This window comes from Pseudomonas siliginis, from assembly GCF_024072275.1.
Taxonomy (GTDB): domain Bacteria; phylum Pseudomonadota; class Gammaproteobacteria; order Pseudomonadales; family Pseudomonadaceae; genus Aquipseudomonas; species Aquipseudomonas siliginis.
Genome location: NZ_CP099598.1, coordinates 2,217,868 through 2,238,399, shown reverse-complemented (window position 1 = coordinate 2,238,399; position 20,532 = coordinate 2,217,868). Strand labels below are relative to the sequence as shown.

22 protein-coding genes and 1 tRNA gene are annotated in these 20,532 nt (G+C 58.1%); 7 read left to right on the top strand and 16 right to left on the bottom strand.

All coding sequences use genetic code 11. From position 1 onward, the window contains the following. Positions 1-177: 177 nt before the first annotated feature. Complete coding sequence (locus NF676_RS10475) at positions 178-900, top strand: pirin family protein (protein ID WP_056784475.1); 723 nt, start codon at positions 178-180, stop codon at positions 898-900. A 41-nt stretch (positions 901-941) separates the two neighbouring features. On the opposite strand, the gene NF676_RS10470 is transcribed toward NF676_RS10475, so the two are convergent. Both NF676_RS10470 and NF676_RS10465 read right to left on the bottom strand, forming a co-directional pair. Next, positions 942-1,448: a hypothetical protein gene (locus NF676_RS10470; protein ID WP_236169324.1), complete on the bottom strand. Its 507-nt coding sequence runs from the start codon at positions 1,446-1,448 to the stop codon at positions 942-944. Between the two features lie 180 nt (positions 1,449-1,628). Continuing rightward, positions 1,629-2,504: a LysR family transcriptional regulator gene (locus NF676_RS10465; RefSeq protein ID WP_056784468.1), complete on the bottom strand. Its 876-nt coding sequence runs from the start codon at positions 2,502-2,504 to the stop codon at positions 1,629-1,631. Positions 2,505-2,615: 111 nt separating this feature from the next. On the opposite strand from NF676_RS10465, the gene NF676_RS10460 reads away from it, so the two are divergent. The 3 genes from NF676_RS10460 to NF676_RS10450 all read left to right on the top strand — a co-directional run bounded on the left by NF676_RS10460 (position 2,616) and on the right by NF676_RS10450 (position 5,934). Beyond that, positions 2,616-3,815, top strand: coding sequence for a YbfB/YjiJ family MFS transporter (locus tag NF676_RS10460; protein WP_252887659.1), 1,200 nt, complete (start codon positions 2,616-2,618; stop codon positions 3,813-3,815). A gap of 61 nt (positions 3,816-3,876) precedes the next feature. Continuing rightward, entirely contained in the window at positions 3,877-4,875 is a 999-nt protein-coding gene (locus NF676_RS10455; protein ID WP_252887658.1) for an NAD(P)H-quinone oxidoreductase, read from the top strand. Positions 4,876-4,989: 114 nt separating this feature from the next. Next, positions 4,990-5,934, top strand: a complete 945-nt coding sequence (locus NF676_RS10450) for an alpha/beta hydrolase (protein ID WP_252887657.1) — start codon at positions 4,990-4,992, stop codon at positions 5,932-5,934. Positions 5,935-5,964: 30 nt separating this feature from the next. Here the strand turns inward: NF676_RS10450 and NF676_RS10445 are convergent, their stop codons facing one another. Then, positions 5,965-6,294 (bottom strand): hypothetical protein, encoded by a 330-nt coding sequence (locus tag NF676_RS10445; RefSeq protein ID WP_041478568.1) that lies wholly within the window; start codon positions 6,292-6,294, stop codon positions 5,965-5,967. Between the two features lie 196 nt (positions 6,295-6,490). On the opposite strand from NF676_RS10445, the gene NF676_RS10440 reads away from it, so the two are divergent. Together NF676_RS10440 and NF676_RS10435 are read left to right on the top strand one after the other, a co-directional pair. Next, a complete protein-coding gene (locus tag NF676_RS10440; protein ID WP_095179513.1) occupies positions 6,491-6,766 on the top strand; it encodes a hypothetical protein in 276 nt (91 codons plus the stop codon). A gap of 127 nt (positions 6,767-6,893) precedes the next feature. Then, on the top strand, positions 6,894-7,109 hold the full coding sequence (locus NF676_RS10435) for a hypothetical protein (RefSeq protein ID WP_016774063.1): 216 nt from the start codon (positions 6,894-6,896) through the stop codon (positions 7,107-7,109). Between the two features lie 82 nt (positions 7,110-7,191). On the opposite strand, the gene NF676_RS10430 is transcribed toward NF676_RS10435, so the two are convergent. The 3 genes from NF676_RS10430 to NF676_RS10420 form a co-directional block, all read right to left on the bottom strand. After that, positions 7,192-7,479 carry a hypothetical protein gene (locus tag NF676_RS10430; RefSeq protein WP_041478565.1) on the bottom strand — a complete coding sequence of 96 codons (288 nt, stop codon included), beginning with the start codon at positions 7,477-7,479 and terminating at the stop codon, positions 7,192-7,194. A gap of 174 nt (positions 7,480-7,653) precedes the next feature. Then, positions 7,654-8,679: an RNA 3'-terminal phosphate cyclase gene (gene rtcA, locus NF676_RS10425; protein WP_095179512.1), complete on the bottom strand. Its 1,026-nt coding sequence runs from the start codon at positions 8,677-8,679 to the stop codon at positions 7,654-7,656. Between the two features lie 160 nt (positions 8,680-8,839). Then, positions 8,840-10,066 carry an RtcB family protein gene (locus NF676_RS10420; RefSeq protein ID WP_095179511.1) on the bottom strand — a complete coding sequence of 409 codons (1,227 nt, stop codon included), beginning with the start codon at positions 10,064-10,066 and terminating at the stop codon, positions 8,840-8,842. Positions 10,067-10,261: 195 nt separating this feature from the next. Between NF676_RS10420 and rtcR the strand changes: the two genes are divergently transcribed. Further along, a complete protein-coding gene (rtcR, locus tag NF676_RS10415; RefSeq protein WP_252887955.1) occupies positions 10,262-11,866 on the top strand; it encodes an RNA repair transcriptional activator RtcR in 1,605 nt (534 codons plus the stop codon). A gap of 418 nt (positions 11,867-12,284) precedes the next feature. On the opposite strand, the gene NF676_RS10410 is transcribed toward rtcR, so the two are convergent. From NF676_RS10410 to thrS, 10 genes are all read right to left on the bottom strand, one after another. Next, complete coding sequence (locus tag NF676_RS10410) at positions 12,285-12,500, bottom strand: hypothetical protein (RefSeq protein ID WP_252869149.1); 216 nt, start codon at positions 12,498-12,500, stop codon at positions 12,285-12,287. A 209-nt stretch (positions 12,501-12,709) separates the two neighbouring features. Then, positions 12,710-12,786: transfer RNA gene (locus NF676_RS10405), tRNA-Pro, on the bottom strand. 89 nt (positions 12,787-12,875) lie between these two features. After that, positions 12,876-13,232: a MerR family transcriptional regulator gene (locus NF676_RS10400; RefSeq protein ID WP_003179985.1), complete on the bottom strand. Its 357-nt coding sequence runs from the start codon at positions 13,230-13,232 to the stop codon at positions 12,876-12,878. Continuing rightward, entirely contained in the window at positions 13,213-13,515 is a 303-nt protein-coding gene (ihfA, locus tag NF676_RS10395) for an integration host factor subunit alpha (RefSeq protein WP_002553164.1), read from the bottom strand. The genes NF676_RS10400 and ihfA overlap by 20 nt, the downstream gene beginning before the upstream one ends. Positions 13,516-13,518: 3 nt before the next feature. Then, entirely contained in the window at positions 13,519-15,897 is a 2,379-nt protein-coding gene (pheT, locus tag NF676_RS10390) for a phenylalanine--tRNA ligase subunit beta (protein WP_252887656.1), read from the bottom strand. Between the two features lie 26 nt (positions 15,898-15,923). After that, a complete protein-coding gene (pheS, locus tag NF676_RS10385) occupies positions 15,924-16,940 on the bottom strand; it encodes a phenylalanine--tRNA ligase subunit alpha (RefSeq protein ID WP_003226365.1) in 1,017 nt (338 codons plus the stop codon). 109 nt (positions 16,941-17,049) lie between these two features. Continuing rightward, positions 17,050-17,406 (bottom strand): 50S ribosomal protein L20, encoded by a 357-nt coding sequence (gene rplT, locus NF676_RS10380; protein ID WP_002553161.1) that lies wholly within the window; start codon positions 17,404-17,406, stop codon positions 17,050-17,052. Positions 17,407-17,433: 27 nt separating this feature from the next. Further along, positions 17,434-17,628, bottom strand: a complete 195-nt coding sequence (gene rpmI, locus NF676_RS10375; RefSeq protein WP_002553160.1) for a 50S ribosomal protein L35 — start codon at positions 17,626-17,628, stop codon at positions 17,434-17,436. Positions 17,629-17,688: 60 nt separating this feature from the next. After that, positions 17,689-18,240: a translation initiation factor IF-3 gene (gene infC, locus NF676_RS10370; protein WP_169432615.1), complete on the bottom strand. Its 552-nt coding sequence runs from the start codon at positions 18,238-18,240 to the stop codon at positions 17,689-17,691. Beyond that, positions 18,240-20,162 carry a threonine--tRNA ligase gene (gene thrS / locus NF676_RS10365; protein WP_024012407.1) on the bottom strand — a complete coding sequence of 641 codons (1,923 nt, stop codon included), beginning with the start codon at positions 20,160-20,162 and terminating at the stop codon, positions 18,240-18,242. Before thrS ends, infC begins: the two co-directional genes overlap by 1 nt. Positions 20,163-20,532 lie beyond the last annotated feature (370 nt).

The window sequence follows — 20,532 nt, the reverse complement described above, 5'->3', positions numbered from 1 at the left end:
CCAAGGCATTATGGCGGACCGAGTGTTCAGGAGCGTGATCGAATGGGTGAACCATAACGCAAAACTGTCAACCTGAGCCGGACAGTCTTTCAATTTCCATCTACTTATTGCCTCACCGGGTAACCAGTAACCTTCTCCTCACTCGGACGAATTCACGTCCCGCCAGGAGATTTCATCATGCTGACTCTTCGCAAAGCCTCCGATCGCGGCCTCGCCAATCACGGCTGGTTGAAGTCGTTTCACACCTTTTCTTTCGCCAGCTACCGCAACCCGCGTGAACAGGGTTTCTCCGATCTGCTGGTGATCAACGATGACCGGGTCGCCGCCGGCAAAGGCTTTGGCCAGCACCCGCACCGCGACATGGAGATCTTTTCCTATGTGCTCGAAGGCGCGCTGGAACACAAGGACACCCTCGGTACTGGCTCGGTGATCCGCCCCGGGGACGTGCAATTGATGAGTGCCGGCAGCGGCGTGGCGCACAGTGAGTTCAACCACTCGGCCACCAAGCCCGTGCACTTTCTGCAAATCTGGATCGTGCCGGATGTCAGTGGCGCCAAGCCGCGCTATCAACAGGAACACTTCAGCGCGCAGAAAAAACGTGGTCGCCTGCAACTGATCATCTCGCCGGACGGTAGCAATGGCTCCCTGAAAGTCCGTCAGGATGCGCGGGTCTACGCCGGGTTATTTGACGGCGAGGAAAGTGCCACGCTGAAATTGCCGGCCAATCGTTACGCTTACGTGCACGTTGCGCGTGGCAGCGTCGAACTCAATGGCCAAGCCTTGCAGGAAGGCGACGGCGTGCGGGTTCGTGAAGAACAGCTGCTCACCTTGAGCAACGGGGTCGATGCCGAAGTGCTGGTGTTCGACTTGCGGCCTCAGGAGTTGCCGGAAATGCCATGATCTGGCGCGATGCAGAACGGCCTTCCACTGAAGGCCGTTTCTTATTGCGGCGGCACTGCTGAGGGTTGTACGACAGGTTTGGGTGACGATACCTCTTTGCCAATCTGAATCGCTGCCAGCGTGGTTTGTATCGTGGTCAACACCGCCGCCTGATTGGCAAAATGTGCGCCAACCAGCAAGGAAGCCACGCCGAGGAAATGCACAGTGGTGGCAGCCCAGTAATTGGCCTTTACCGTCGATGCCTGTCTGATCGCTTCCCGCGATTCGTCGGCGATTTTCTGCACGCCCATCCACATCAGGTCATAACGCTTGTCCCGTTCCTGCAGGGCCTTGTCCCGTTCAAGATAGACCTTGTCCCGCTCTGCCTGAGCAGCCAGGAACCCGCGAATGTCGGCGCGCATTTCTGCCACGCGGCCATCCATCCTCGTCTCGATGGTTTCTATCCTGGCATCGAATTCTTCGCGACTTATGCTGCTCATGATTTGCCTGTCCCGCCCCGCGTCCGATCTGTCCGTGACTGCATATTGATTCACTTCCCTGATTTTCAATTCGACACCTTTCTGCGGCTACGCGGCCTTCCCTGGCTCTTCGTTTCGATGCGTCACTGAGGTCTGCATCGAGCTGCAGTGACAATAGAACTCATCACGGACTACAACAAGCCGGCCCATTCTGTCTCGGACGTAGGCTGTTTCGTCAGCAGTTGTAGCCTCGGCAAAACCCTGAACCACTTATTCGTTTTCCAGCGCAAAAGCCTCAACGATCTGCTCGATGACCGCCCGTACCCGCGCGGTGTGACGCAGGTCGGCGTGGGTGACCAGCCACACTTCATACGGCAGCGGCCGGGTCCGCTCCGGCCAAAGTCTGACGAGGCCATCGCGTTCGCCCATGTATACCGGTATCTCGCCTATCCCGAGGCCTGCGGCAAGGGCTCGACGCACCAAAAGGCTGGAGCTGAGCGTGGCGACGATGCGTCCGCGGGTCAACGGTTCAGAGACCAGCGTCAGGTCTTTTTTGCTCTGTAAGTACGGCTGATACACCACCAGATCATGGCCCTCGAAAGCGTTGCCGGGCTGCGGTTCTCCATGGCGCTCGACATAGGCCTGTGCTGCGAAAAGTCCTACAGGCCAACGGGCGATTCGCCGAGCGATGAGATCCGGGTTATCCGGCCGAGTATTGCGCACCGCGATATCGGCTTCGCGCTTGGCCAGACTGAGAATCTGCGTCGATGCATCCAGCTGAATCTGCACGTCGGGGTGCTGGTCATGCAGGCGCGCCATCGCCGGGATGATGAAGTCGATGGCCATCGAGTCGGTGGTGCTGACCCGTACGTTACCGGTCAGACGATCGTCCAGCCCGTGGATGTGCCGCTCCAGTTCCAGTGCCGAATGTTCCATTTTTTCCACACTTTTACGCGCCGCTTCACCAACACTGGTCAGCGCGTAGCCATCGGAGGTACGCAGGAACAGCGTCGCGCTCAAAGACTTTTCCAGCGCGGTAATACGCCGCCCGACAGTGGCCTGGTCCACGCCCAGAACTCGTGCAGCTCCGCGCAAGGTGGACTCGCGACAGACCGCCAGAAAAACCCGCGCATCATCCCAATTCATGCTGATCCTCATCGAAGCATTTTTGCATCACTCTGCCGCTTAATCGCTGCATATGCGCAGCCAAGATAGCCGATAAGCTGAGCGCCATACACCTCTTGTGAGATCGCTATCATGCGTACTGCAAATTCCTCCGGCATCTGGCTGCCGATCTTCGCCGGGCTTTGCGCCAGCCTGGTCAGCATTGGCCTGGCGCGTTTCGCCTACACGCCGCTGATCCCTTCGCTGATTCAGGCACAGTGGTTTTCCGCCAATGATGTCGTCTATCTCGGCGCGGCCAATCTGGTCGGCTACTTGATCGGCGCCCTGCTCGGTCGGCCCATGGCCCATCGACTAGGTAACCGCAACGCCTTGCGCCTGATGATGCTGGCGGTCACGGGAGCATTTTTTGCCTGTGCTTATCCGCTCTCGGTGAGCTGGTTCTTCGGCTGGCGTTTGCTGTCCGGCATTGCCGGTGGCGCGATCATGGTGCTGGTGGCGGCAACCGTGCTGCCTCACGTTCCGGTGGCGCGCAGAGGTCTGGCCAGTGGCGCAATCTTCCTGGGCATCGGCCTCGGAATCGCCGGTTCCGGGACCATCGTGCCGCCGCTGCTGAGCCTCGGCTTGCAAGCGACCTGGCTGGGACTGGGCGCGCTGGCGTTGTTGCTGACCGCGGTGAGCTGGTTCGGCTGGCCTGCGGATACCGCGCACCCTGTGGCTGCGCACGCAACGTCGGCTGATGAGCCGACACCGCCGGGCGTCTACCTGTTGTTTGCTCAATACGCGTTCATGGCCGCCGGGCTGGTGCCTGCCATGGTGTTTCTGGTGGATTACGTGGCTCGCGGACTGGGCGCCGGGGCGCATATCGGCGCAATGGTCTGGGTGATGTATGGCCTGGGAGCGATTGTCGGGCCGGTGACGTACGGTTTTCTGGCCGACCAGCTTGGTGCACGCACTGGCATTCGCGTGGTGCTGGTAGTTCAAGCCATTGCCCTCGGTTTGCTCGCCGTCTCCCATGCGTTTCTGGCGCTGGCTTTACTGGCGGTGATTCTCGGCTCGTTCCCGCCGGGCATCGTGCCTCTGGCTTTGGCCCGCGTGCATGAGCTGGTGCCGTCGCATCACCGTCAGCAGATCGCCTGGAGCCGTGCCACTGTGTCATTCGCAACCTTTCAGGCGCTGGCCGGGTTTGCCTATTCGGCATTGTTCAATGCCTCGGGCGGCCAGCACACGCTGCTGTTTGTGATCGCCGCTGGCGCAATCGTCGTGGCTCTACTGCTGGAGCTAGCCATGCGCTGGCTGCCCTCTGCTAATGAAACGCGCTGCGCGGCGAACTGAGGGGAATCATTGCGCGCTGCCAGCGTTCCCATCTACACGACCTTTTTCACAGGAATCGACAATGTCACTGCCCAACGAAATGACCCGTATTGAAATCACCGAACCCGGCGGCCCTGAAGTATTGCAAGCCAGGCGTGTGCCTCTGCCGACCGTTGGCGAAGGCCAAGTGCTTATCCGCGTTCACGCTGCCGGCATCAATCGTCCGGATGCCTTGCAGCGCGCCGGCAAATATCCGATGAAACCCGGGATGGACCCGATTCCCGGCCTGGAAGTGGCTGGCGAAGTGGTCGCGGTTGGCGCCGGAGTAACGCGTTTCGCGGTCGGCGATCGGGTATGCGCGCTGACCAATGGCGGTGGCTACGCCGAGTATTGCGCGGTTCCGGCCGGCCAGACTTTGCCTGTGCCGGATGGAGTCGATTGGGTCCAGGCCGCCGCGATTCCGGAAACGTTTTTCACCGTCTGGGCCAACCTGTTCGGCCTCGGCGGTGCCAAGGCCGGCCAGCGCGTGCTGATTCACGGTGGCACCAGCGGTATCGGTACCACCGCGCTGATGCTCTGTCGTGAATTTGGCATCGAGGCGTTTGCTACCGCAGGCAGTGCTGAAAAATGCGCCGCAATCAGCAAACTTGGCGGGCAACCGATCAACTATCGTGAGGAAGATTTCGCCAAGGTCATTGCCGAGAAGACCGCAGATCAAGGCGTGAACGTGATTCTCGACATCATGGGTGGCTCGTATCTGAACGGCAACATCAGCGCACTGGCAATGGATGGCCGACTGGTGATGCTCGGCTTTCTCGGCGGCGCCCGCGCCAACGACATCGATCTGCTGGCGATCCTCGGCAAACGCGCAGTGGTCACCGGCTCGCTGCTGCGCGCGCGTACGGCTACGGAAAAAGCCGCCATCGCCGATCAACTGCAAGAACACGTTTGGCCTGCCCTCAGCGCCGGGCGCTGCCTGCCGATCATCGACAAGGTTTACCCGCTGGCTGACGCGGCTCAGGCCCATGCCCGCATGGAGGGCGGCGATCATATCGGCAAGATTGTGCTGCAGGTGGCGTGATCGATTGCAGCATCTTGTAATCGTTGGGCGTGCACGGTGGTCGAAAAACAGTCACGCGCAGACCGAGGCATCTGGTAAAAAGCGTTCTTTGTCTGCGCTGTGGTGAAACGATCAATGTTCCTGTCCTTCCTGACCCGCCTGCGACGCCGCCGCTTGGCATTCGCCATGATGGCCGCGCTGATCATTGGCGTGCCGACGAGTTGTGGGGTGCTGGAACACACCGAGCGCAAACTGTTGTTTCGCATCGAGCCGGGCACCGCCGGCTGGTATCGCGGTCTGCCCGGCAGCGTTCAGGAACTCGATCTGCAACCGAAGAGCTTCAAGGCCGGGCAGAACATCCATGCCTGGTGGTGGCCGGCGGAACGTGCCAATGCCCCGGCAATCCTTTATTTGCATGGCGTGCGCTGGAACCTCACCGGACAGTTGTTCCGCATAGAACAACTACGCGCGGCGGGCTATTCGGTGCTGGCCATCGATTATCGCGGGTTCGGCCAAAGCAAGGGTGATCTTCCATCCGAAAGCAGCGTTTATGAAGATGCCCGCGTGGCCTGGGAGCGCTTCCAGCTGCTGCAACCGGACCCGAACAAGCGCCTGATCTACGGCCACTCTCTCGGCGGTGCGGTGGCGATTGATCTGGCGGCCGAGCTCGGACAGAACGCGGCGCGCAACAACACACCTCTGCCGGTTCGCGGTCTGGTCATCGAATCTACCTTCACTTCTCTCGCCGACGTAGCTGCCGCCGTGGCCAACACCTCGCTTCCTGTGCGTTGGCTCCTGTCGCAGAAATTCGATTCCATCGACAAGATCGCCGACATTCACATGCCACTGCTGGTGGTGCATGGCCTGGCTGATGCCTTCGTGCCGCCGCGCTTCAGCGAGCAGCTATTCAATGCCGCAGAGCAGCCCAAACGCCTGCTGCTCGTGCCCGGCGCGACGCACAACAACAGCATGGCGCTTGGCGGCCAGGGCTATCGCAAGGCTCTGGATGCACTGATGCAGACCAAAGCGGCGCCGCGGGTTGCCGGGCCGGCAGTCGCCAAGGGCTCTCGCGATTCCTGAGCTGTGTAAATCAGTCCTGAGAAACCGGCATCAGCGCCGAGCCAACTCATGGCGTACGCATTGTTCGTAATAGGTCTGCTTGACCGCTGCCGGTTTGAGCTTCGAACTGCTGTTGTAGGTCTGCTCGGTAATCCCCATCGCTGTCATGCGCATCCAGGGTTGCTGGAATCGGCGAACCTGCAATTGCTTGCGCGCGCCATACAGCGAAACCCCGGACAGTTTTGATCGCTGCGCACCGGCAGCAATATCCGAGCCCCAGGTGCAGGCAAAGCGATGGCCCTTGCTCAACTCTTTTGCCTGCACTCCCGAGGCGATCAAAGCCAGGGAAAGCGTCACAACGGTGATGACAATCGTGCGCATGTAGCCAACCTAACCTTTTGAAAAAAGGCGATTTTGCCGGTGCGAAACACCTATGGGGGCCAGCAATTTGCCTGCTGTCGCGAGATTTTTGATCCGGCTGAATACAATCAGGCTTCGCCGCTCGTCCAGTACTGCGCACCTTTGGCAGACAGGCTTATCCAAAGCAGTACATCCCACCGCGTAGAAGGCCCACGTGATGAACAAGAAAATCTTCGCAATTTCGTTTTTCAGTCTGTGCTTGATTGGCCCGCTCCACGCTTGGGCAGCCGAAACGACAGCGGGCGCTGCCACCCCCGCCACCGCCCTGCCCGGTGTCAATCATGCACAAAGCTCTAGTGACCATGATGAGAAGGCCAACAAGAAAGGTGAAGAGTCTTCAGGCGCCAACGCGGGCTCAGAACCGCACGAGACGGAGAAGGATGCGGCGACGTCGAGCGACTCCGAAGATCTTGAGAAAAAACCCGTTCAGTAACCACGGACTTTGCTATTCATAACGAAATACCGACGCCGAACTAGCGCAATCCAGGGTGATATCAATATGATGCGCGCACTGGCCACCATAGAAGGTGGCCAGAGGAAAATACATCCAAGGAATGCAAATGAAAGATTTCGTCATCGGCGTCAACAACATCGTTCTCTACATCGCACTGGCGGTCATCCTGATCGTTTCCCTCTTCATGATGAGCCAGAGCTTTCTTTCAGGTCTCGGCATGTTCGTAGGCGGCACCCTGGGCTGGTGCATCGTCTCCGGCTTCTGGTTCGTGCAATCGGCGACCTACGAAGAACTGCGCAAGCTGAACTCGAAAACCAACTGATCTGCGCCGAGTATTGGTTAAAGAAAAAGGCCAATGTCATCGACATTGGCCTTTTTATTTCAGCTTCGAAAAGATTGATTAGTCATTGCTTGGTGCACTGAGCGCCCAGTCCCATGCCCATGGAACCCAGAGCAACCATCGGGCCGCTCGGCAGTTCGCACGTATATTCGCCACTTTCGGTTTGAGCGGTGTAGAAGGTTGTATTGAAGTCGCTGCGGATATTTGAAACCTTGATTACGGGTTTGCCGATGGTGGTCTGTGCGCGATTCTTGAGATCACTCTCTCCCGGTTTGACGGTCTGGCATCCAGTAACTGCGAGCGCCATTGTTGCGAATAAAGCGAGAACCGGGATAGTCCTTGATGAGTTCATTGCAGATCGACCTTTTTGATTTTCATACCGGAGAAATACTGGCAATAACCTGCCAAGCGAAAGGACTTTAAGGTCGAGCCAGACCGGGGGCAATTAGGTCGGATGTGCTAATGGCTGAAGGCTAGCCTCACCTGCGATGAGGTTGTGCAACTGCTTTCCGGTTGCCGGCCGCTGTTAATCGGTTTGGAAAACGTCTACCCGCAAGCGATCGCCGCCCTCCTCTCGGCAATCGATACGGACCGGCAAAAACAGGTGAATGACTTCGATGTTGCTGCGCAGATGATCAGTCATGCGCGGCGTGGTGAACGATCCGCCACCGGCCAGCGCCATCGGCAACAGCAACTGATCGGCCAGATGCTCAGCGACAGCAGCATTACTGCACAACCAGTCGACGGCCTGATTGATTGCGGCATCGGCCACCTTCTCGGCGCGTAACGACACTTGGCCAAATGCGCTGAACACCTCAGTGACATGCTCGAAAACATACTCCAGCAATAACACATTGCCCGGACCGCGTGCCGGGTCAAGCGCCATAGGTTGCAGCGCCTCCACTGGCCAGTTCAAACGCTTGGCCACCTGACTCAGCTCTCGCTGAGCGACAGTGGGTGCGAGACCTGCGGTCAGCGCCAATGCGCGTCGTGAGACTGCCTCGCCGCGCTCACACAGGTCCAGGCGCGTGAGGCGCGAGGGCTGCACCTTCACCGCAATTTCGCCACCGCCAGCCGGTACGAAACCATGACGCAGCAACTCCAACTCGACATCGCCGCCCATGCGCCGCAGCAGCGGCAACCAACTGCGCGACAGGAAATCCGTCGGCGGCGCCAGCGGATTATGCGTGCCACCGGAGATCGTCACCCGACTGGCCTTCGATGCCCGCAACAAGGCTGGCAACAGCGTCTGTAGCACCAGCGTGCAACTGCCCGCCGTGCCGATAGCGAACTGAAAGTCGCCGCCGCGAATTTCGCCCGGTTCGAAGCTCAGGCCTTGCGACCCCAGATGCGCACCAGATATCTGTGCACCACAAATCTCGCCCGCCGCCATCACGGCTGTCAGGTGCTGACGCAGCAATCCCGGACGACTGCGTCTGGCGCGAATCTGTTTAATGCGAAACGCCCGGCCTGTCACCATCGACAGGCTCAGCGCACTGCGCAACACCTGGCCGCCACCGATGGCGCCGTCCAGTTCGATTATCTCTTTCATTGCAAATCCTTACGCGTATAGCCCGACGGTGTCTCTGAGGTACCGTTAAACCGTCGTGGGTCTTCCTGAGTTACGATCAATATTGATAATTCGCGCTTCAGCTCAGCCGCGATGAACCAGCGCACTGCCGACGCAGAATTCTCGCCAGCGCGGTAGTTCCTTAGCCTTTGACGCACACCACCTGACGCAGGGTGTGCAGCACTTCCACCAGCTCACGCTGGGCGTGCATGACTTTGTCGATGTCCTTGTAGGCCATCGGAATTTCGTCAATCACCGCTTCGTCCTTGCGGCACTCCACATGGGCAGTGGCGCGGATCTGATCGGCGACGGTGAAGGTATTCTTCGCCTTCGTGCGGCTCATGGTGCGCCCGGCGCCATGACTGCAGGAACTGAATGACTCTTCATTGCCCAGACCGCGCACAATGAAACTCTTGGCGCCCATCGAGCCCGGAATAATCCCCAGCTCGCCCTTCTTCGCTGACACCGCGCCTTTGCGGGTAATCAGCACGTCTTCACCGAAATGCCGTTCCTTCTGCACGTAATTGTGGTGGCAGTTGACCGCCTCCAGCGCCACTTCGAACGGCTTGCGGATGATCTGCCGCGTGGCCTGAACCACCGCACGCATCATCAGTTCACGGTTCTGTCTGGCGAAGTCCTGCGCCCAGCCAACCGCCTCCACGTAATCATCAAAATGCTGGCTGCCCTCTTCGAAATAGGCCAGGTCACGGTCCGGCAGGTTGGCAATGTGCTGACGCATATCGGCTTGGGCCATCTGGATGAACAGGTTGCCGATAGCGTTGCCGACGCCACGCGAACCGCTGTGCAGCATGAACCACACCCGATTGGCCTCGTCCAGGCACACTTCGATGAAATGGTTGCCACTGCCGAGCGTCCCCAAGTGCCCACGGTTGTTGGTGTTGGCCAGTTTCGGATACTTGTCGGTGATCAGTTTGAAGCGCGGCTGCAACCCCGCCCAGGCCTGATCGGCTTGCTGAGGAATCTCGTCCCAGGCGCCTTTGTCTCGCCGCAAACGATTCGAACTGCGGCCATGTGGCACCGCTTGCTCGATGGCGCTACGCAGTCCCTGGAGGTTGTCCGGCAGATCCGAAGCCATCAGCGATGTACGCGCAGCGATCATTCCACAACCGATGTCGACGCCCACCGCCGCCGGAATGATCGCGCCGACCGTTGGAATAACGCTGCCGATGGTTGACCCCTTGCCCAGGTGCACATCCGGCATCACCGCCAGATGCTTGAAGATGAAGGGCATTTTCGCAGTGTTCATCAACTGTGCGCGGGCTTCGTTTTCAACCGGGACGCCTTCGGTCCAGAGTTTGATGGGCTTGCCGTTGGCGACTTCGAGAAGCTGGTAGGTTTGGTCTTTCATATCTTGGTGTCCATGTTCGTTTCCATCAGCATTGCAGCCGCTGTGCCAGCTTTGGATGCGGCCATGGTTGTTTCTGCTATGTTTTTGATTTTAATAACTTTTATCTCTGATTGGACGAGGCTCGATAATCTATGGAAGACAAATCCGACCAGCAAAATTATCATTGCATATCGTCATTTATCTTATGAGATAAGCATGCCCAACAAACGCACGGTCGCCATCGGATTTATCGGAGCCACCCTGGATCGTGTCGGCAAAGGTGCCAGCCGATGGAATTATTGGCGACCAAGCGTAGGCCTGTGCCAACAAACAGACCTCCCTATCCACCGACTTGAATTGATTCATGGCCTCGACGCGCGCGACGTCAGCCTCGCCGAGCGTGTCCGAGCGGACATCCAGCAGATTTCTCCGAGCACCGAAGTGCGCCTGCATCCAATGTCGCTGCGCAACCCTTGGGATTTCGAGGAGGTGTACGGCGCCCTGCACGACTTCACCACTGCGTACAATTTTGACACCGAGCACGAGGATTACCTCGTCCACATCACCACCGGCACCCACGTCGCACAGATCTGCTGGTTTCTGCTCACCGAGGCGCGCTATCTGCCGGCCCGATTGATCCAAACCTCCCCCGCCAAGCGCAAGAACGAGAACGAGCCCGCCTGCGGCACTCATGCGCTGATCGATCTCGATCTGTCGCGCTATGATCGGATTGCCTCACGCTTCGCCAGCAAACGTCTTGAAGGCCTGGAATTTCTCAAGTCCGGCATCGCCACGCGCAACCCGGCCTTCAACCGCTCCATTGAACAGATAGAGCGCGTAGCCCTGCGCTCAAAAGCCCCCATGCTGCTGATCGGCCCGACCGGCGCCGGCAAATCCTTCCTGGCGCGACGCATCTACGAACTCAAACGTAACCGTCATCAAATGCAGGGACGCTTTGTCGAAGTCAACTGTGCAACCTTGCGTGGCGACGGCGCGATGTCGGCCTTGTTCGGCCACGTCAAAGGCGCCTTCACCGGCGCGCAAAACGCTCGCGATGGCCTGCTGCGCGCCGCAAACGGCGGCATGCTGTTTCTCGATGAAATCGGCGAGCTCGGCGCAGACGAACAAGCGATGCTGTTAAAGGCAATCGAAGAGAAACGCTTCTTCCCGCTGGGCTCGGACAAGGAAGTCGAGAGTGATTTTCTGATAATCGCCGGCACCCACCGCGACCTGCGCAGCCGCGTCGCCGAAGGCCTTTTTCGCGAGGACCTGTACGCAAGGATCAACCTCTGGACATTCGACCTGCCCGGCCTCGCCGGCCGCCGCGAGGACATCGAGCCAAACATCGATTTCGAACTGGAACGCCACGCGCGCGAACATGGGCAACGCGCGCGTTTCAATCTCGAAGCACGCCGACGCTACCTGGCCTTCGCCAGCTCACGTGAAGCAGCGTGGCTGGGCAACTTTCGCGAACTGTCCGCGTCGATTACACGGATGGCAACTCTGGCCGAAAGCGGACGCATCGATGAAGCGCAGGTAGACGATGAGATCGATCGATTGCGATATGCATGGGGCTTGGCGCAACCCACTGCGGTATCAACTGAGTTGCCGGGAGATAGCGAGAGCATGGACTTGTTCGATCGCTTACAGCTGAAGGCGGTTATTGAGGTATGCCGGCAGGCGGACAGCCTGTCGGATGCCGGTCGACAGCTGTTCGGCATTTCCCGGCAGGCCAAGGCGCAGCCTAATGATGCCGATCGCTTGAGGAAGTACCTGGCGCGGTTCGGACTTGAATGGGGCAAGTTAGTGGACACGAAGTGAAGCACAGCGCTCTTGATCGCACTACTTCAATGATGACTGTAGAAAAAATGAATTAGCCGCCTGATCTCTCGGTCAAGAATTATGAACGCAGTAAATCTGACGAGGTGACAGCAATGACTATCCAGGCAGAGACACTCGTACAACTGACCGAAGCGCTCCAAGAGCGAGGCATGAAAATGGTCTCAGACGTCCATTTCACACGCGCACCCTATCGATACAACCATCGCTGGATCTGCATCGTAGAGTGAACATGCTTGTTGCCGGCGCCTGGATCGAAGCGTCCAGCCGCCGGCGCCGCTCGGCTTCGCCCTCCCAAGCCCAAATAACCGTCTGCGCCCGGTGATGTCGATAGAGGGTTGGGCGGCAATAAAAACCCGGCGCGATGGCCGGGTCTCGTGAACTATTACATTGATCGGGCTTACGTAGCGCCGCCATTATCTCGGCCCGTCTGAGCGTCCTGATCAGAGCCAGGATTGCCGGGAGGCGGATTCCAGTCCTCTGGTCGTTCGTCGGTGCCCTGCTTCGGCTCAGAATCAGCCTGCTCCAGGCCGGAATCATGACCCTCGCCAGAATCAGGGGTTTGTTCGTCTGGTCCCGGATATGGCGCTTCAGGGCCGTTGTTGTCGTCGATCATCATTCTCTCCCGTCAGTGGCGCAGGGGCTGCGCTTAATAAGTAAGAGAAGATCGGCGCACAGAGAGTGCTATTTGCTCGACGAGCGGACTTTCTTACTAATCCAAACACTTGGTGATGCGAGTCGCAGGCGTGATCGAGTAGCCCCGCAAATCTCACACACATGAAAAAGGCCAATGCTGTGAACATTGGCCTAGATCATTGAAAAATATGGTCGGGACGGAGTGATTCGAACACTCGACCCCTAGCACCCCATGCTAGTGCGCTACCGGACTGCGCTACGCCCCGACTGATGTTGCATCCCGTTCTTCACCTCGAAGAACGCTCAAGAATATATCGCAAGCTTTTGAAAACTGGAAGTATTCAAGCGCAGCTTTTTATTTCTTGAGTACCACCAGAACATCTTCCAATTCGGCAATCATCTGCCGAATCATCTGTTTGTACTGTGTGGTGTCATCTTTGGCTTCGTCGCCGGACAGACGCAGACGTGCGCCGCCGATGGTGAAACCCTGATCGTAAAGGAGCGCGCGGATCTGCCGGATCATCAGCACGTCCTGGCGCTGATAATACCGGCGGTTCCCGCGGCGTTTGACGGGGTTGAGCTGAGGAAACTCCTGCTCCCAGTAGCGCAGCACGTGTGGCTTTACGGCACACAGCTCGCTGACTTCACCAATGGTGAAGTAGCGTTTGCCCGGGATGACGGGTAGTTCGTCGTTATGACTTGGTTCCAGCATAAGCCTCAACTCGGGCCTTCAACTTCTGCCCTGGACGAAAGGTGACCACACGGCGAGCCGTGATCGGGATTTCTTCCCCCGTTTTCGGGTTGCGGCCAGGCCGCTGGCGTTTGTCCCGAAGGTCGAAATTGCCGAAACCGGACAATTTGACCTGCTCGTTGTCTTCAAGAGCGTGCCTGATTTCCTCGAAAAACAGTTCGACCAATTCCTTGGCTTCCCGCTTGTTCAGGCCCAGCTCTTCATACAGACGTTCCGCCATCTCAGCTTTCGTCAAAGCCCCCATACGTCACTTCCTTAACGTGGCGTTCAACCTTTGTTCGAGCGAGGTGAGGATATTTTGCGTCGTCGAATTCACCTCATCGTCATTAAGAGTGCGCGATGGATGCTGCCAGGTCAAGCCGACTGCAAGGCTTTTTCTATCAGGATCAATACCTTTACCCTGATACACGTCAAACAGCCTGAGCTCTGTGAGCCATTCGCCTGCATTTTCACGGATTACGTCCAGTACAGCCGAGGCCGCGACGTCTTTGTGCGCGATCAGTGCAAGGTCACGACGCACTTCAGGAAAGCGCGACAACTCGTAGAATTTCGGCATTTTACCGAGCGCCACTTCCGCCAGAACCAGCTCAAAGACGAACACCGGACGATCCAGCCCCAGTGCCTTCGACAGCTCAGGGTGAATTGCACCGATATAGCCTACCTCGCGACCTTCACGCTCGATGCGCGCGGTCTGACCCGGATGCAGCGCCGGGTGCTTGCCCGGAGCAAAGGTGAACGAATCCAGGGCACCGGCGAAACCCAGTACCGCTTCCACGTCAGCCTTTACGTCGAAGAAGTCGACGGTATCCCGACCCTGCGCCCAGCCTTCCGGCAAGCGACTCCCGCACACAACCCCGGACAGCATCGGCTCTTGCTTCAAGCCTTCAAGCTGACCAACGAAGCGCAGGCCGCTCTCGAACAGACGCACGCGATCCTGCTGACGGTTGAGGTTGTGCTGCAATGCCTTGACCAGACCTGGCCACAACGACGAGCGCATGGCGGCCATATCGTTGGAGATCGGATTGGCCAGCAACAGCGGCTCGACGCCAGGACTGAACAGTTCGAACTGACGCGGATCGATGAAGCTGTAAGTGATCGCTTCCTGATAACCACGAGCAACCAGCAGACGACGCAGCTCAGGCAGATCACTACGCGCTTCGGCCTTGGCTTGCGGCGCCAGACGCGCTTGCGGGTAGCGAACCGGCAAACGGTTGTAACCGTAAAGACGCGCCAGCTCTTCGATCAGGTCGACTTCCAGGCTGATATCGAAGCGGTGGCTTGGCACTTCAACTCGCCATTGACCTTCGCCGTCAGCGGCAATGCTCAGGCCCAAGGCACTGAGCAGGCGCTCGACCTGTGCCGAATCCATCTCCATGCCGAGCATCTGAGTGATGCGCTGAGCGCGCAGAGTAATCGGTGCAATCGATGGCAGATGTTGTTCGCTGACGGTCTCGATGATCGGACCAGCTTCGCCGCCAGTGATTTCCAGCAGCAGGCCAGTGGCGCGCTCCATGGCTTCACGAGCGAGTTGCCAGTCAACGCCACGCTCGTAGCGATGCGAAGCGTCGGTATGCAAGCCGTAAGAACGTGCCTTGCCGGCAACCGCAATCTGATCAAAGAACGCAGATTCGAGGAACACATCACGGGTGGTCGCGGAAACACCGCTGTGCTCGCCACCCATGACGCCGGCGATCGCCAGTGCACGAGTGTGGTCAGCGATGACCAGCGTATCGCTACGCAGGCTGACTTCCTGACCATCAAGCAGAACCAGCTTTTCGCCCTCTTCAGCCATGCGCACACGAATGCCGCCATTGATTTCGGCGAGATCGAAAGCGTGCAGCGGTTGGCCGAGCTCGAGCATGACGTAGTTGGTGATGTCGACGGCAGCGTCGATGCTGCGCACGTCGGCGCGACGCAGACGCTCAACCATCCACAGCGGGGTTGGCTTGGACAGGTCGACGTTACGGATGACCCGACCCAGGTAACGTGGGCAGGCAGCTGGGGCCAGCACCTCGACCGAGCGGACTTCGTCGTGTACCGCTGCAACCGCAGCCACCACAGGACGGGTTACCGGCACGGCGTACAGCGCGCCGACTTCACGAGCCAGACCGGCCAGGGACAGGCAGTCGCCACGGTTCGGGGTCAGGTCGACCTCGATGCTGGCGTCTTCCAGATCCAGATACACTCGGAAATCTTCGCCCACCGGCGCATCGGCCGGCAGCTCCATCAGACCGTCGTTGCCCTCACCGACCTGCAGCTCTGCCTGCGAGCACAGCATGCCGTTGGACTCGACGCCACGCAGCTTGGCCTTCTTGATCTTGAAGTCGCCCGGCAGCTCTGCGCCAATCATCGCGAACGGAATCTTCAGGCCCGGGCGCACGTTTGGCGCTCCGCACACGACCTGGAAGGTTTCCGCGCCATTGCTGACCTGGCATACGCGCAACTTGTCGGCGTCCGGATGCTGCTCGGTGCTCAGCACCTCACCCACCACCACACCACTGAATACGCCGGCGGCCGGAGTAACGCTATCGACCTCAAGACCGGCCATCGACAGACGAGCAACCAGCTCATCGCGATCTACCTGCGGGCTGACCCAGCCACGCAGCCATTGTTCACTGAATTTCATCCTGCTCTCCTAAGAATTCGTTACGACTAGCGAAATTGCGCGAGGAACCGCAAGTCGTTGTCGAAGAACAGACGCAAGTCGTTCACGCCGTAACGGAGCATGGCCAGACGCTCGACACCCATGCCGAAGGCAAATCCGGAGAACTCTTCCGGATCGATGCCGGACATGCGCAGCACGTTCGGGTGAACCATGCCGCAGCCCATCACTTCCAGCCAGCCGGTCTGCTTGCAGACGCGGCAGCCTTTGCCGCTGCACATCACGCATTCCATATCGACTTCAGCGGATGGCTCGGTGAAGGGGAAATACGAAGGACGGAAACGCACGGCCAGTTCTTTCTCGAAGAACACCCGCAGGAATTCTTCGATGGTGCCTTTGAGATCGGCAAAATTGATATCGCGATCGACCAGCAGGCCTTCGACCTGGTGGAACATCGGCGAATGGGTGATATCGGAGTCGCTGCGATAGACGCGGCCCGGACAGACGATGCGGATCGGCGGCTGCTTGGATTCCATGGTGCGGACCTGTACCGGCGAGGTATGGGTGCGCAGCAACATGTTGGCATTGAAATAGAAGGTGTCATGCATCGACCGGGCCGGGTGATGGCCTGGGATGTTGAGCGCTTCAAAGTTGTGGTAGTCGTCTTCGACCTCAGGGCCTTCGGCGATGCCGTAGCCAATGCGGGTGAAGAACTGCTCGACGCGCTCCAGAGTCCGGGTGACCGGATGCAGACCGCCAGAGGTCTGGCCACGGCCCGGCAATGTCACGTCGATGGATTCGGCAGACAGTTTGGCAGCCAGCTCGGCTTCTTCAAACAATGCCATGCGCGCATTGAGAACGCCTGTAACACGTTCCTTGGCAACGTTGATCAGCGCACCGACTTGCGGACGCTCTTCGGCCGGCAGATTCCCCAGGGTCTTCATCACCTGAGTCAATTCGCCCTTCTTGCCAAGGTATTGAACCCGGATTTGCTCCAGGGCATTGATATCTTCAGCGCTTTGCACAGCCTCTAGTGCTTGAGAGACCAGCGCATCCAGGTTTTCCATGTACAGACTCCAGATACAAAATAGGGGAAGAGCTTGAAGGCTCTTCCCCTATTTATGACGTTTAACACCTGGCCCCACAGAGGTGAGGCCGGGTGACTGTCGGGGGTACTTAAGCCAAGGTGGCTTTAGCTTTCTCGACAATCGCAGCAAACGCCGCTTTTTCGTTCACTGCCAGATCAGCCAGAACCTTACGGTCGATCTCGATGGACGCTTTTTTCAGGCCAGCGATGAAACGGCTGTAGGACAGACCGTTAACACGAGCGCCAGCGTTGATACGAGCGATCCACAGAGCGCGGAACTGACGTTTTTTCTGACGACGGTCACGGTAGGCGTATTGGCCTGCCTTGATTACCGCTTGCTTGGCAACACGGAATACGCGGGAGCGTGCGCCGTAGTAGCCTTTAGCAAGTTTCAGAATTTTTTTGTGACGCTTACGGGCAATGACGCCACGCTTTACACGAGCCATGAGTTACTTCCTCTATTCTTGACTAAATTAACGAAGGCGCAGCATGCGCTCGACTTTTGCCACGTCAGACGGATGCAGCAAGCTGCTACCGCGCAGTTGACGCTTACGCTTGGTCGACATTTTAGTCAGGATGTGGCTCTTGAAAGCGTGCTTGTGCTTGATGCCGTTAGCAGTTTTCAGAAACCGCTTGGCAGCACCACTTTTGGTTTTCATTTTTGGCATGTTCGGATACTCCGCATTCAGTTGATAAACATAATCAGAAGGCCTGCCGTGCCCTGTTGATTACTTCTTCTTTTTCGGGGCGATGACCATGATCAGCTGGCGTCCTTCCATCTTAGGATGCTGTTCGACCGAACCGTACTCGAGCAGGTCTTGTTCAACCCGCTTGAGGAGTTCCATCCCCAGCTCCTGGTGGGCCATCTCACGGCCGCGGAATCGCAAGGATACCTTGGCCCTGTCCCCGTCACTCAGGAAACGTACCAGGTTGCGCAGTTTTACCTGGTAATCCCCTTCCTCCGTCCCTGGACGAAACTTGATTTCTTTAACCTGAATCTGCTTCTGGTTTTTCTTCGCCGCGGCAATCTGCTTCTTCTTCTCGAAGATCGATTTGCCGTAGTCCATCACCCGGCAAACAGGCGGGACTGCATCTGCGGAAATTTCCACCAGATCAAGCTTTGCTTCTTCAGCGATACGAAGCGCTTCATCAATCGAGACGATGCCAATCTGCTCGCCATCAGCGCCAATTAACCGAACCTCGCGTGCCGAGATATTCTCGTTGATCGGGGCTTTCGGTGCAGCTCGTTTATCTTGTCTCATTTCACGCTTAATAATAATTACTCCGAATCTGGGCGACCACGCCGGGAAACCGCTTGCGCGAGAAACTCAGCGAACTGGGCGACGGGCATCGAGCCCAGGTCAGCACCTTCACGAGTACGCACAGCGACAGTCTGCATCTCGACTTCCTTATCTCCGATAACCAAAAGATAGGGAACCTTGAGCAAAGTATGCTCGCGGATTTTAAAGCCGATCTTTTCATTTCTCAAGTCGGACTTGGCACGAAATCCGCTTTCGTTGAGAGTTTTTTCAACCTCTGCAACAAAATCTGCCTGTTTATCAGTGATATTCATGATCACCGCCTGGGTCGGCGCGAGCCACGCAGGGAAAGCACCTTCGTAGTGCTCGATCAGAATCCCGACGAAACGCTCGAACGAACCGAGGATCGCGCGGTGCAACATCACCGGGTGTTTGCGGCTGTTGTCTTCGGAGACGTATTCAGCGCCCAAACGGACAGGCAGGTTAAAATCGAGCTGCAAGGTACCACACTGCCAGACTCGACCGAGACAATCTTTCAGCGAGAACTCGATCTTCGGCCCGTAGAAAGCACCCTCGCCCGGCTGCAGATCGTACGGCAGGCCAGCAGAATCAAGGGCTGCAGCCAATGCAGCTTCAGCGCGATCCCACAGCTCATCGGAGCCGACGCGTTTTTCCGGACGAGTGGACAGTTTCATCTCGACTTCGGTAAAGCCGAAATCGCGATAGACATCCATGGTCAGCTTGATGAACGCAGCGGACTCGGCCTGCATCTGCTCTTCGGTGCAGAAGATATGCGCGTCGTCCTGAGTAAACGCTCGCACGCGCATGATGCCATGCAACGCACCCGACGGCTCGTTACGGTGGCAAGCACCGAACTCGGCCAGACGCATCGGCAACTCGCGGTAGCTTTTCAGGCCCTGATTGAACACCTGCACGTGGCATGGGCAGTTCATCGGCTTGATGGCGTAGTCGCGGTTTTCCGACTGAGTGGTGAACATGTTGTCGGCGTAGTTGGCCCAGTGCCCGGATTTTTCCCACAGGCTGCGGTCGACGACTTGAGGAGTCTTGATCTCAAGGTAGCCGTTGTCGCGCTGGATCTTGCGCATGTACTGCTCGAGCACCTGGTATAGAGTCCATCCATTCGGGTGCCAGAACACCATGCCCGGCGACTCTTCCTGAGTGTGGAACAGGCCCAGACGCTTGCCGATCTTGCGGTGATCGCGCTTCTCGGCTTCTTCGATGCGCTGAATGTAAGCCGCCAGCTGTTTCTTGTCCGCCCAAGCGGTGCCGTAGACGCGCTGCAATTGCTCGTTCTTGGCGTCGCCACGCCAGTAGGCGCCCGACAGCTTGGTCAGCTTGAAGGATTTCAGGAAACGCGTGTTCGGCACGTGCGGACCGCGGCACATGTCGACGTATTCTTCGTGATAGTACAGACCCATGGCCTGCTCGTTCGGCATGTCTTCGACCAGACGCAGCTTGTAATCTTCGCCGCGGGCCTTGAACACTTCGATCACTTCCGCGCGCGGAGTGACTTTCTTGATGACGTCATAATCCTTCTCGATCAGCTGCTGCATGCGCTGCTCGATGGCCGCCATGTCTTCCGGCGTGAAAGGACGCTCGTAGGCGATGTCGTAATAGAAGCCTTCGTCGATGACCGGGCCGATGACCATCTTCGCGGTCGGGTACAGCTGCTTGACCGCGTGGCCAACCAGGTGCGCGCAAGAGTGGCGAATGATCTCCAGCCCCTCTTCATCCTTTGGCGTAATGATTTGCAGGGTCGCGTCGCTGCTGATGATGTCGCTGGCGTCGACCAGTTGGCCATTGACCTTGCCCGCGAGCGTGGCTTTGGCCAGACCTGCTCCAATGGATGCGGCGACCTCGGCTACGGAAACCGGGTGATCGAATGAACGTTGACTGCCGTCGGGAAGAGTAATAGTTGGCATGGCGCCTCCTCTCCTAGTGGTGACCCCTACCAAAGGTCACGTGGGTTGGGATGAGCCAGTACAAGATCCGATCCAGGCCATTCAATGACGAACGCCTGCCTTACAGCGGCAGGAGCCTTGCGGCCAACCGGAAAACCGAACCAGAGTGACTGGGATTCAAATCGGAAAAATTCGCACGCCGACCGCTTCGGGACTGAAGGTCATCCGAAGCCTGAGAACGCTTGAGCCCGGCATGCTAGCACAGATGAGCGGTCGCTTACGTCCTGATTTGGCAGAAGGCCAAATGTCCGTTTTTATGCCAGAGTGCTGAACTTGATCGGCCCTTGCGCCCTCAGATAACAAGACATTGACCCACAAGGAGCATCCTCGC